The sequence below is a fragment of the Pseudomonas sp. B22(2017) genome, from assembly GCF_002113105.1.
In the GTDB taxonomy this organism is placed as follows: Bacteria; Pseudomonadota; Gammaproteobacteria; order Pseudomonadales; family Pseudomonadaceae; genus Aquipseudomonas; species Aquipseudomonas asiatica.
This window is the reverse complement of sequence record NZ_NEJN01000001.1, coordinates 628,894-640,653: the sequence shown is the minus strand read 5'-3', so window position 1 is coordinate 640,653 and position 11,760 is coordinate 628,894. Positions and strand designations below refer to the sequence as shown.

At 63.8% G+C, this 11,760-nt stretch carries 10 protein-coding genes; all 10 read right to left on the bottom strand.

Annotated features, from left to right (window positions below; translation table 11 throughout):
- Nucleotides 1–26: 26 nt before the first annotated feature.
- Nucleotides 27–743 (bottom strand): type IVB secretion system protein IcmH/DotU, encoded by a 717-nt coding sequence (gene icmH / locus CAG18_RS03185; RefSeq protein WP_013972755.1) that lies wholly within the window; start codon nucleotides 741–743, stop codon nucleotides 27–29.
- Nucleotides 740–2,083 (bottom strand): type VI secretion system baseplate subunit TssK, encoded by a 1,344-nt coding sequence (gene tssK, locus CAG18_RS03180; protein WP_013972754.1) that lies wholly within the window; start codon nucleotides 2,081–2,083, stop codon nucleotides 740–742. Before tssK ends, icmH begins: the two co-directional genes overlap by 4 nt.
- Nucleotides 2,080–2,802, bottom strand: a complete 723-nt coding sequence (gene tssJ, locus CAG18_RS03175) for a type VI secretion system lipoprotein TssJ (protein WP_013972753.1) — start codon at nucleotides 2,800–2,802, stop codon at nucleotides 2,080–2,082. Before tssJ ends, tssK begins: the two co-directional genes overlap by 4 nt.
- A gap of 24 nt (nucleotides 2,803–2,826) precedes the next feature.
- Nucleotides 2,827–5,424: a type VI secretion system ATPase TssH gene (tssH, locus tag CAG18_RS03170; protein ID WP_085720309.1), complete on the bottom strand. Its 2,598-nt coding sequence runs from the start codon at nucleotides 5,422–5,424 to the stop codon at nucleotides 2,827–2,829.
- Complete coding sequence (tssG, locus tag CAG18_RS03165) at nucleotides 5,421–6,491, bottom strand: type VI secretion system baseplate subunit TssG (protein ID WP_015270493.1); 1,071 nt, start codon at nucleotides 6,489–6,491, stop codon at nucleotides 5,421–5,423. The genes tssH and tssG overlap by 4 nt, the downstream gene beginning before the upstream one ends.
- Entirely contained in the window at nucleotides 6,455–8,275 is a 1,821-nt protein-coding gene (gene tssF / locus CAG18_RS03160; protein WP_013972750.1) for a type VI secretion system baseplate subunit TssF, read from the bottom strand. Before tssF ends, tssG begins: the two co-directional genes overlap by 37 nt.
- On the bottom strand, nucleotides 8,275–8,757 hold the full coding sequence (gene tssE, locus CAG18_RS03155; protein WP_013972749.1) for a type VI secretion system baseplate subunit TssE: 483 nt from the start codon (nucleotides 8,755–8,757) through the stop codon (nucleotides 8,275–8,277). The genes tssF and tssE overlap by 1 nt, the downstream gene beginning before the upstream one ends.
- A 26-nt stretch (nucleotides 8,758–8,783) precedes the next feature.
- A complete protein-coding gene (gene tssC / locus CAG18_RS03150) occupies nucleotides 8,784–10,286 on the bottom strand; it encodes a type VI secretion system contractile sheath large subunit (protein ID WP_015270492.1) in 1,503 nt (500 codons plus the stop codon).
- Between the two features lie 14 nt (nucleotides 10,287–10,300).
- Nucleotides 10,301–10,840, bottom strand: coding sequence for a type VI secretion system contractile sheath small subunit (tssB, locus tag CAG18_RS03145; protein ID WP_012272397.1), 540 nt, complete (start codon nucleotides 10,838–10,840; stop codon nucleotides 10,301–10,303).
- Between the two features lie 64 nt (nucleotides 10,841–10,904).
- Nucleotides 10,905–11,654, bottom strand: coding sequence for a hypothetical protein (locus CAG18_RS03140; protein ID WP_024087178.1), 750 nt, complete (start codon nucleotides 11,652–11,654; stop codon nucleotides 10,905–10,907).
- Between the last annotated feature and the right edge of the window lie 106 nt (nucleotides 11,655–11,760).

The following is an 11,760-nucleotide window of genomic DNA, read 5'->3' as shown; positions in this document are numbered from 1 at the left end:
TCCTGACTCGGCTACCTGACGTTTGCTCAGGCACTGAACAGCTGGCGGATTTGTTCGGAAAGGGCGGCGACGTCCTTGTCCAGCAACCAGTCCAGCGTCAGGTACACGGCGACGCAGACCAGCGCGATCAGCGCCAGGTAAACCCACAGCGGCACCTCGTGGCGCAGCATCTGCGACACCTGGTCGGGCAGTGCCCAGTCCGGTGACAGTGCTTTGGGCGCCTTGCGGTAGCGGGCAATATCCTGGCCCAGGGTATTGGCCAGGTAGCGCAGCTGGTCTTTCTGGCCGAGGCTGAACTTGCCCTCGAAGCCCAAGGCCAGGCACAGGTGGTAGACCTCGAGCACATCGATGTTCTGCTTGACGTCGGCACGCAGCGCATCGACCTTCTCGAAGAAGCCTTCACCCGCCAGGTGCACGCCGAAGTAGCGGAACTGCAGCGGCTGCAGCTCGAAGTGCTGGCGCAGCTGGTTGTCGCTCGCGCGCAGCACGCTCTCGTCGAGGAAGGCACACAGCGCGTACTGGGTGTCCTTGACCTGTTCGGCGCTGTAGTTGGCAGCGCGGGCTTCGCGTTCCAGGTTGGCGAAGAAGCGTTCCACGCTGGCTTCGAAGGCCGGCACCGAGGTGACCTGACGACCACGCCGCACGATCAGGGCCATGCTGATGAAGTCCTGGACCAGGTCCTTGAGCGTCGGTTTGTCGTTGGCGGCCGCGACGGCGCCCTGTTGCAATACGGCTTCGGTCATTTGAGCACCGCCATCAGTTCAAGCTTGAGGTTGGTAAAGGCGCTGGGCGCGTAGAAGCAGATGGTCTGGGCATTCATCATTCGCTCGTAGACATGGCCATGCGGCTCGATGGCGAAGTACTGGTTGTCCAGGCGCACCGGAATTGCGTTGGGCAGCCGTGCGGCATGGTTGAGCGTGACGCCGGGCATCGCGCTGTTGACCACCACCTCGATGTCTTCCGGCGAGCCGACCTTGAATGCCCGCGGTACCAGCTCCAGCAGGCTGGCACCAGGCATGTCGGCATGGACCGAGATATAGAAGTCGGCCTCGGTCAGGCGTGGATCGTGCAACTGGCCCTGCCAGTACGATGGCTTGGTCTGGTTGAGGTTGATGACGATGCACTGGTTGGGCACCACGTTGTCGAGCATCACCCGGATCATCTCGTCGAGCTTGACCAGCGACGCGGCCGGGTCGTGATGGTCGTATTCGGGGATGTCGCTGAGCTGGGTGTCCAGGGTGAACGTCAGCAGGCCACCCGCCAGGTCGGCGAGGAACAGGTACAGGCGCTCGGGGTGCAGGCGCGGGTGCGCCAGCAGATGGGCAAGCTGCGGGTGGGCGCGGTTGACGGTGTTCAGCAGCCAGAACAGGGTTACGTCGCTGGAGCCGAACTCGGCGATCTGGTCGGCGCGTTCGCGGCGTCGGCCGGACAGGGCCTTGCTCTTGGCCTGCAGGGCGCCGAGCAGGCGCTTGCCGATGCCGGCCAGGGTCTCGTGGCTGCCCAGATGCAGAGTGGGGTGGACAAAATGTGGGTCGAGATTGAAACCGCCCATGCTGTTGCGGGTCAGCCTGGCCAGCGGGCAGTGGCTGTAGCCGTCCAGGCTGTCACCGTCCACCAGCAGCACCACGTTCAGGCGCAGGCTGGTGATTTCGTTTTCCAGCTCGCCTTCATTGAGGTCGGGCAGGGTATCGAACTGCTTGCGGAAACGCCGTGCGGCCTTGTGTTCCTGGCCGTCCTCGACATAGTTAAGGCCGAATGGCTCGGGCAGCTTCAAGGCAGCATGGACCTTGAGGTCGTTGGCCTTGAGCAGGTCCTTGAGGTCGCGGGCGGCCGGCAACGGGTCGTGCTGCGGTGCGTCGTAAAGGCTGCCGTCAGGGAACACCAGCTTGAGGCGCTTGAGCTGCAGCGAACCGTTGGCCAGGGCGTCCTCATCCACCTGCAGAACCTGCACACCCCAATGGAATGGGGTGGTGCGCAAGGTCGCCTCGGCCAGCTGGTGCTGGTGGAACTCATCCTGATACTGGAAGTGCTGGGGCAGCAGGAACATGCCTTCCGACCACATCACCCGGCTCTGCTTGCTCATTTGACGCTATCCACTAAAGAGTTGAAGGTTGAATCCATGGTGTTCTGTGCCGATTTGCCGGCGGCATCGCTGGCCTTGTCGAGCACGGCGTCCTGCACCTTGTCGGTGAGCGTCGGTGCGTTGTCCCGGGCCTTCTGCGCGGCTGCCAGCTGGTCGGCGGTCGGCGGTTTGTTCAGTACGTCGACGCCACGCATGGCGCTGATTTCGGTGTTGTCCACCAGCACCCGCAGGCCGTCGGAAGAGAACCAGATACCGTCCTTGCGCAGCGAGTTGGCGTCGAAGGCGACCTTCCAGCGCGCGTCCTGTTCATTGCGGAAGAACGCTGCCACGCCGACGTAGCGAGCGCTCTTGGCCAGTGGCCACTGGTCGATCTGGCCGATGCCCGGCAGCAGGGTGATTTCGCGGGCTTCCACCAGGGTGTTGCCCAAGGCCTTTTCCGGGGTGTCCCACAGGGTCTCGGCATCGGTCGCGGCGAAGCGTTCGAGGTCGGTCAGCTGGTACACGCGCATCACCACCGACAGCGGCTTGCCCTCGGCATCGGGGTTGAGCTGGTTGCCGCCGTCGGAGGTCAGGATGACCTTTTCGCTGTCGGCCAGCATGTCGGCCGCCCAGCTGTCTTCCATGCGCTTGCCGATACGGTCGGTGACCCCGCAGCCGGCCAGCGCCACCAGCAAGGCAGCTGTGGTCAGGCGTTTGAGGGCGGTGTGCTTGTGTTGCATGACGGCAAAACCTCCGTGTACTGGTCAGGCCACGCGATAGGCGAAATCGCCATCGCTGCCCAGCTCGATCGCAAGACGCTGGATCGGCGTGTCCTGGGCCATGCGCTCGAGCACGCGCTGGGCGAGCTCGGGCATCAGGGTCTGGGACAGGATGTTGTCGATGTTGCGGGCACCGCTGTCGACCTCGGTGCAGCGCGCGGCGATGGCCTTGACCAACGCCTGGTCGTAGCTGAGCTCGGCCTGGTGGTTGCGGGCGAAGCGCTTGGCGATGCGTTCGAGCTTGAGGGCGACGATGCGCTCGAGGATCTGGTCCTGCACCGGGTAGAACGGCACGATGCTCAGGCGGCCGAGGAAGGCCGGCTTGAACACATGGTTGAGCTGGTCACGCAGGTCTTCGACGATCGCTGCGGGCGTCGGCAGCTCGGTGGCGTTCAGGCAGGTCTGCATGATGCGCTCGGTACCGGTATTGGAAGTGAGGATGATCACCGTGTTGCGGAAATTGATCTCGCGGCCTTCGCCATCGTCCAGCACGCCCTTGTCGAACACCTGGAAGAACAGTTCGAGCACGTCGGGGTGGGCTTTTTCCACCTCGTCGAGCAACACCACGCTGTACGGCTTGCGACGCACCGCCTCGGTCAGCACGCCGCCTTCGCCATAGCCGACATAGCCGGGAGGCGAGCCCTTGAGGCTCGAAACGGTGTGGGCTTCCTGGTACTCGGACATGTTGATGGTGATGAGGTTGCGTTCACCGCCGTACAGGGTATCGGCCAGGGCCAGGGCGGTTTCGGTCTTGCCGACGCCGCTGGGGCCAAGCAGCAGGAACACCCCGATCGGTTTGTTCGGGTCTTCCATGCGTGCGCGGGAAATCTTGATGCGCTTGCCGATCTCGTGCAGGGCGTGGTCCTGGCCCAGCACGCGCTCACCAAGCAGGGCCGGCAGGCGCTGCACGGTGTCGATCTCGTCACGCAGCATCTTGCCCAGCGGGATACCGGTCCAGCCGCTGATGACCTGGGCGATGGCGCCGCTGTCGACCAGAGCATGGACCAGGGGCTGGTCGCCTTGCACGCGGGCCAATTCGGCACGCACGGCGTTGAGCTGCTTGGCATCGGCCTCGCTGGCGGCGTCCAGCGCCTTGAGCTGTTCGACCAGTTCCAGCTCCTGTTGCCACTGCGTGTTCAACTGCTGCTCCCGCTGCTGCTCGGCCTGCAGAGCAGCCTGCAGCTCGCCCAGGCGGCGAGCGTGGTCGTGGCCTTTGCCGGCTTCGTGGCCGAGCACGGCGATTTCGGCCTGCAGGTTGTCGATCTGGCGGCGGCAGTCTTCCAGGGCACCAGGTTGCGACGATTGCGCCAGGGCAATGCGCGCGCAGGCGGTATCGAGCACGCTGACCGCCTTGTCGGGCAGCTGGCGGCCGGTGATGTAGCGGTTGGACAGGCGCACGGCCTGCACCAGCGCTTCGTCCATCACCGCTACCTTATGGTGTTCGCGCATCTTGCCGAGCAGGCCGCGCAGCATGTGGATGGCCTTGTCTTCGTCGGGTTCTTCCACCTTGACCACCTGGAAGCGGCGGGCGAGGGCGGCGTCCTTCTCGAAGTACTTCTTGTATTCGGCCCAGGTAGTGGCGGCGATGGTGCGCAGCTCGCCACGGGCAAGGGCCGGCTTGAGCAGGTTGGCGGCATCGTTCTGCCCAGCCTGGCCACCGGAACCGATCAAAGTGTGGGCTTCGTCGATGAACAGGATGATCGGGTGCAGGCTGCGTTTGACCTCTTCGATCACTGCCTTGAGGCGGTTCTCGAACTCGCCCTTGACCCCGGCGCCGGCCTGCAGCAGGCCCAGGTCGAGGGTGTGCAGGGCCACATCCTTGAGCACCGCCGGCACGTCACCTTGGGCGATGCGCAGGGCCAGGCCTTCGACCACGGCGGTTTTGCCGACCCCGGCTTCGCCGGTGAGGATCGGGTTGTTCTGCCGACGGCGGGTAAGGATATCGACCATCTGCCTTACTTCGAACTCGCGGCCCAGTACCGGGTCGATGCGGCCTTCGCGGGCGCTCTGGGTAAGGTTGACCGTGTACTGGTCCAGCGCCGGGGTCTTGCCGCCTGCCTTGCTCGTACTGTTCACTGGCGCTGCCGGGCTGGCCAGCGGGCTGGCATGTCTGGACTCGGCGCTGCCTTCCACCAGCGCGGTAAGGTTCAGGCGCAGGTCATCGGCGTTGATTTTCTCCAGCTCCGGCGCCGAGGCGATCACCACGCGACGCAGTTCGGCATCATCGAGCAGGGCTTGCAGCAGGTGAGCGCTGCGCACCTGGCCGACGCCGTATTCGATCGACGCCAGCAGCCAGGCCTGCTCGATCATGCGGGTGATGTGCGGCGACAGCGCCGGGGTGCGGGTATTACCTTTCTTGAAGGTGCCCAGGGCCGTGACCAGCTGCGCCTGCAGGCGCTCGGCGACTACTTCGTAGTGGCGCAGGATCGGCGCCAGGTCGCTGTCGCTGTTGTCGAGCAACTGCAGCAGCAGGTGCTCCACCTCCACGTCGTAATGGTGCTCCGACAGGCACAGGGCCGCCGCGCTTTCCGTGGCCGTGCGGCTGGTTTCGTTGAGCTTGGCGAACAGAGACTTCAGGTTCACAAGGCGACCCCATCGTAAGGAATGTGGAAGACGGCGCAACGCGAAGGCTCCGCGTCACGACCAGGGCGTTTGAGCCAGCCCAGCCAGCCCAGGGCGACATTGCCACTGCGGCCCAGCTGGGCGCGTGGCACCGCCTCGCGCTTGAGGCGCGGGGCAATTTCGAAATCCAGTTCGGCGCCTATATAGAAGCGCACCAGCTCGACCAGCTTGCGGTAGCACGCGGTGCCCGGCTGGAAGCGCTGGTAATCGGCCAGGCTCAGCGGCCCCAGCTCGATGCGGATGCACGACTGGTAGTCCCAGACCCGGTTGCCGGCTACGGCGCTGTGGCCGAGCTGGGCATTGCGGCGGCCAAGCTGGGTGCATTGTTCGGGCTGCAGGTGCAGCCAGCGCCCGGCGAACTGGCGGACCTTGATCGGCAGCGAGAAATAGAAGCCGAGCATGCGTTCGAGGTTCAACGCGTTGCGCGGCTTCTGGCTGAGCAGGCCGGCAAAGTAGCTGAACAGCTCGCGGCGCAGCGCGGTTGGTTGCTGCTCGAACTTGAGTTGCTGCGCGCGCGGGCCGAGGCCGACCAGGTTGAGCAGGTAGCCATCGAAGCCCGAAGTGCCATTGCGCTCGTGCTCGATATGAAATTTGTACTTCTGCCAGGCCTCGTAGAACAGCGTGGTCATGCGGTGCGAGAAGATGTCGAGAAACGCGTGGGCGGCATCGTCGCGATACTGCACGTGGCGCTCCAGCAGCAGCTCGGTATACGGGCGCGGCAGTACGCCCGACGGCCCGACCAGGCCCATGAAGGTGACCTGCACTTCCGACAGCGGCAAGCCGGCCGGCGACACCTTGCCTTCGCGCTCGAAGTGCAGGTCGCTGACCTCGCTGGCCGGGAACGCCAGCGAAAGCTGGGTACGAAAACGCAGCGGGTCTTCGTGCGGCCGGGTTGCCAGGTCCATGCGCCCGGTACGGCTGTAGTGCAGGCGGAGCAGGCGCACCAATTGAAAGAATTCGAATCGGTGCGGCTCGGCTCGGGCCTGATCGATCAGACCAGGGGCTGATCGCCGGTGCGTGCTGGCCATTGGACGACTCTCTTTTCTCGTTGTTGGGTGCGCAGGGTCAGTTGGGTGAAGCTGTTCATCGAGCAGTACTGGCCGAAGAAGTGGTCCAGCACCATGCCGAACAGGTACACGCCACTGCCGATGAACTGGCTTTCATCCAGGGTCAGCGTGATGCCGACGCCACGTACGAAGTTCGGCCGCGGGTGGCCGATGCGTGCGACCACCGGCTCGCTGCTGATCGCCTTGATGCCGTTGATCTGTTTGCGAATGGCGGAAACATTGCGGTAGTTGTACAGCGACAACAGCTCCAGCAGCACTTCGCGGCCCTGGCTGACCAGCGACATATGGTTCAGCGACAGGTGGGCGATCAACCGCCAGATCAGGCCCTTGCCCAGGGGCACACGCACCGTGGCGGTGGGCTTGCGCAGGCAGCGGATATCCTTGATCACCGAGTTGGCGGGAATGTTGAAGTCACCACGTTCGCCCCCGAACGGCAGCATCAGCGGTACATCGCGGTTGCTGCAGGTAAGGCCGATGCTGAGGGTGTCGCTGCTGGCGTCGATCAGCTCCAGGTCGCGGTCGACCACGCGGATGCTCATGGCGGTGGCGTCACCCTGGATGCGCCGGCGCGCCACCCAGAAGCTGCTGTGCGGGTCCTGCTCGCCACGGGGTTCGAAAAACGGGTGGCAGGTGGCGACCTGGTCGATGCCGCCGAGTTTGCGCACCCGCCGTACGCGGTCGATCGAGACGACTTCGGCAGCGTTGTGCAGCCGTGTATCGGGAGTGACCGGGTATTCGTGCTGGGTGTGGGTCAGCTTGATCGGCTCGGCTTGCTGGCGGAACAGGTTGATGATCGGTGTGCAGTTGAGCTTGAAGTTGTTGCGCCCGATGTTCTGGGTCAGCCGCGCCAGGCGCTCGCTGAGGTCGTAGTCGGAAAAATAGAAGTTGATCTCGACCTGCTCGATGGCCTTGCCCTGAAGAATGCGGGCAAAGCCGTTCAGGTCGAAGAACATGAACTTGTCGGGGAAGGTGAAGTACTCGTGCAGCAGGCGGTAGCCCAGGAACGAGCGCTCGGAGTAGTCCACCAGGCCTTCGTCACGGGCGTAGCCCACGGCTTTCAGGGCATCGGCCGGCAAGGCCACTTCGCGGCTGCGGCCCTGGTCCTGGAAGCTCAGGGTGGCCTTGGCCAGGTTGTTGAACAGCAGCTCGTACAGCTGCAGCATCAGGGTCGCCTCGCCGTCGAGGAAGAACCGCAGGCGGTCCAGTTCCATCTGCCCGAACAGGGCATCGCCGGTGGCTGCCAGGCGGATGCGCAGGCGTGCGACCAGGTCGGCGCTGTGGCCGTTGAAGGCCGAACGCTCCAGTTCGGCGAACGAGGCCTGCTGCACGGCAATCGGCCACAGCTCTACCGGGTAGCAGGTGCGGAACTTGCACACCACACCTTCCACGGCATTGGCATGCATCTCGGTATGGCGCGCCACCCGGTAGGCTTCGGTGACTTTCTCGTGCTTGCCCAGGCTCAGCTCGGCAATCGACATCGATGGGGTAGGGCGCAGGTAGTGTGGGTACAGCACCTCAAGGAAGGATTCGACGATTTCCGGAAACTCGTCATCGAGCTTCTTGTGCACCCGCGCAGACAGGAACGAGAACGCTTCGATCAGGCGCTCGGTGTGCGGGTCTTCGCAGTTGTCACCCTCGATCAACAGCCGCGAAGCGATTTTCGGGTACTGCGCGGCAAACTCCTGGCCGAGGAAGCGCAGGTGCGACAGTTCCTTTTCGTAGTAGGGCAGCAGTTCGTCGAGCATCAGTTGAGGTTCTGCACTTTGTATTCCTGGGTGTTGACCTGCAGCACGGCGTCGAATGACACCTGGCGGCTGATGTCCTGCAGACGCAACACGGCGTCCACGCGGAAGGTCAACATGCGGTGGCCGTTCTGCTGGGCCAGCAGCTGCACGCGGACACGGCGAAAGCGCCGGTCCCCTGTGCTGATCGCCCGCTCCAGTTGCTGCTGGATCAGGCGCCGATCATGCGGGTCGAGCACGCTGCGGCTGATGAAGTCGGGCATGCCGTATTCGAGGATGGAGCCACCGAGCTGGCTGTAGCCCTCCAGCTCTTCGGCGACCAGGCTCTGGCGAGTGTTCACCAGTACCTCCAGGTCACGGACGATGCTGGCCTTGTACTCGCTCAACGAGCAGGTGCGTTGCACGGCTGGCTCGGCCGACTGGTACGGACGGTCGTCCAGCAGTCGGTCGAGCAGCGAGGGCAGCAGGCGGGCCTGGTTACTCATGTGTCATCCCTGTACACACCGGCCTGTCAGCCGCGCGCGCCCTGTGGCAGCTCGGCAACCAGGCGCAGCGAAGCGGTCAGCTCATCCAGCTGGTAGTGCGGGCGCAGGTAGGTCACGGCCTTGTACACACCTGGCTTGCCCGGCACTTCGAACACTTCGGCGCGGGCTTCGCGCAGCGGGAACTTGGCCTTGGCTTCCTGGCTGGCGGTGTCGTCGAGCAGCACGTAGCTGGCCAGCCACTGGTTGAGGAAGCGCTCGACATCCATGCGCGAGGCGAAGCTACCGATCTTGTCGCGCATGATCGCCTTCATGTAGTGGGCGATGCGCGAAGTGGCGAAGATGTACTGCAGTTGGGCCGACAGGCGCGCGTTGGCGTTGGCGATGTCGGTGTTGTACTGCTTCTGCTTCTGCGCCGACTGGGTGCCGAAGAACGCGGCATAGTCGGTGCCCTTGCAGTGCACCAGAGGAATGAAGCCCAGGTCCGACAGCTCTTTTTCGCGGCGGTCGGTGATGGCGATTTCGGTCGGGCACTTGAGGGCGATTTCGCCGTCGTCGGTCTTGAAGGTGTGGGTTGGCAAACCTTCGACCAGGCCGCCACCTTCCACGCCGCGGATGGCCACGCACCAGCCGTAGCGGGCGAAGGCATCGGTAACGCGGGTGCCGAGGGCATAGGCAGCGTTCATCCACAGGTACTTGTTGTGGTCGCGGCCATCGACGCTTTCGACGAAGTTGAATTCCTCCACCGGGGTGGTGTCCGGGCCATACGGCAGGCGACCGAGCACGTGCGGCAGGGTAAGGCCGACGTAGCGCGAGTCTTCCGAAGCGCGGAACGACTTCCACTTGGCGTATTCCACGGTGTCGAAGATCTTCGCCAGGTCACGCGGGCCGGACATCTCGGTGAACGAGTCCCAGCCGAACAGCTCGGGGGAGGCGGCCGAAATGAACGGGGCATGGGCTGCTGCGGCGACGTGCGAGATCTCCTCCAGCAGGTACATGTCTTCGGGGTTGCGGTTGAACTCGTAATCACCGATCAGCATGCCGAAAGGCGCGCCGCCGAAGGTGCCGTACTCTTCTTCGTAGACCTTCTTGAACAGCGCGCTCTGGTCGAATTCGCTGGCGGCCTTCAGGTCGCGTACCAGGTCTTTCTTCGAGGCATTGAGCAGGTGGATCTTCAGCGTGGTGCTGGTCTCGGTCTGGTCTACCTGGTATTTCAGGCCGCGCCAGGAGGCTTCCAGCTGTTGAAACTCACGGGCGTGCATGATTTCGTTCATCTGCTCGGAAAGCATCGAATCGATCTCGGCGATACGCGAATCGAGCACGGCGATCAGGTCCTTGCTCGGGGTCATCTCGCCCTCGAGCACCTGGTTCACCAGTTCGCCAATCAGGTCGCGGGTGCGGTTGCGCTCGGTGTCGGAGCGGGCCACGCGGCTTTGCGAAATGATGCTGTCGAGCAACGATGCCTGTGGCGCGAAGTTTTCCACTTCGACCAGGTCGCCGGCCTGTTGCGGTGCGGTTTGCTTGTCGGTCATGTTCGGGCTCCTGCTCAGGCGCGATCGCTGCTGGATGGGTCTTTCACTTCGGCTTCACGGCCGAATTCCTTGCCCAGGGTCTTGAGCTTCTCGGTGTTCTGCAGCACGTCCATCAGCAGCTCTTCGAGCTTGTCGTTGCCGCCCATCTTGTTGCGCAGGTCGGCCAGCTTGTTGCGCACTTCCAGCAGCTTGCGCAGCGGCTCCACCTGCTTGACCACGTTCTGTGGCTCGAAGTCTTCGAGGCTGTTGAAGTTCAGCTCCACGCCCAGCTGGGTGCCGTTCTTGGCCAGGGTGTTGTCGACGCGGTAGGTCAGGCGTGGCTTGATGCCCTTGAGCACGCCGTTGAAGTTGTCGCGGTCGATGAACACGAACTTGCGGTCCTTGAGCTTGGGCAGGGGCTCCAGCGGGTTGCCGGAGAAGTCGCCCAGTACGCCGACGACGAAGGGCAGCTCCTTTTTCTCGATGGCATCGCCGATGTCCACGTCGTAGGTGATATGGACCCGAGGCGCGCGAACGCGGTCGAGTTTGTGCTGAGTGCTTTCCTTCTTCGCCATCGTGTTCTCCAGTGCGAGCAATTCGCTGCGAATCATTGCGCGGCCCGTTGCCGGGCGCTGCGCGTTACAGTCCTTCGATCGTCAGCAGCAGGCGCTGACGGATTTCGTCGTTCATTTCCAGGATGTTGTCGCGGCCCACCAGCTCTTCGAAGCTGGTGTTGCCGGCAATCTGCGTGCTGCTGCGGATGACCGAGTCGTCGGGCAGTTCAGAGCGCACCGGCGAGCTGATGACGCAGAACGGCAGGTCGCCAAAGCCCTTGAGGCGCTCGAAGCTCAGGCTGTAGCGCAGGCCCTCGAACAGCCGGCCAAGGCCAGGCGACTTGCTCAGGCAGTAGAACAGCACCAGGTAGTGCACCACGAAGCGGTACAGCTCGGCGCTGCTGCGGTTGGGGTCTTTGATGACGTTGCGAAACCGCGCCAGGTCGAAGGCGTGGAAGCCCACCACCCAGCGGGTCGGGCTGGTGATGCGGATGACCTGGCCGCTGTGTTCCAGGGCCTTGTCGTATTCCAGCGGGAACAGTTCGGGGGTGGTGCTGATCAGGTTCAGCGGTACTTCCAGCTCGGTGACCAGCTGGAACGGCGCGGCCGAGCCGATACGTTCGTAGAGTTCGACCAGGGCCTGGAAGTGGCCCTGGGTTTCGCGCCCGCTGCTGCGCTGGGCGCCTTGCAGGTATTCGCCAAACAGGGTTTGCGGACGGATCAGCGGTGCCACGGTGGCGAGGTAATCCGCCGCCTGCGCCTTCAGCGCATCGGAGATCGCCCGCGTCTGGCTACGCAGCTTGATCAGTGCTTCGACATCGAATGTCTGTGTCATCGGTGCATCGTCCATGTGCCTGCTTGATCGTCCTGAAACGCCAATGGCGTGGACCTGAAATTGCGCCTCTCGACGGCGGCAAACTTGAGTGCTGGCACATGAATAT

Coding starts and splice junctions, on each gene's coding strand:
- tssE (WP_013972749.1), bottom strand. CDS start 8,757: ATGAGTAACCAGGCCCGCCTGCTGCCCTCGCTGCTCGACCGACTGCTG.
- icmH (WP_013972755.1), bottom strand. CDS start 743: ATGACCGAAGCCGTATTGCAACAGGGCGCCGTCGCGGCCGCCAACGAC.
- tssJ (WP_013972753.1), bottom strand. CDS start 2,802: ATGCAACACAAGCACACCGCCCTCAAACGCCTGACCACAGCTGCCTTG.
- tssF (WP_013972750.1), bottom strand. CDS start 8,275: ATGCTCGACGAACTGCTGCCCTACTACGAAAAGGAACTGTCGCACCTG.
- tssB (WP_012272397.1), bottom strand. CDS start 10,840: ATGGCGAAGAAGGAAAGCACTCAGCACAAACTCGACCGCGTTCGCGCG.
- CAG18_RS03140 (WP_024087178.1), bottom strand. CDS start 11,654: ATGACACAGACATTCGATGTCGAAGCACTGATCAAGCTGCGTAGCCAG.
- tssG (WP_015270493.1), bottom strand. CDS start 6,491: ATGGCCAGCACGCACCGGCGATCAGCCCCTGGTCTGATCGATCAGGCC.
- tssK (WP_013972754.1), bottom strand. CDS start 2,083: ATGAGCAAGCAGAGCCGGGTGATGTGGTCGGAAGGCATGTTCCTGCTG.
- tssC (WP_015270492.1), bottom strand. CDS start 10,286: ATGACCGACAAGCAAACCGCACCGCAACAGGCCGGCGACCTGGTCGAA.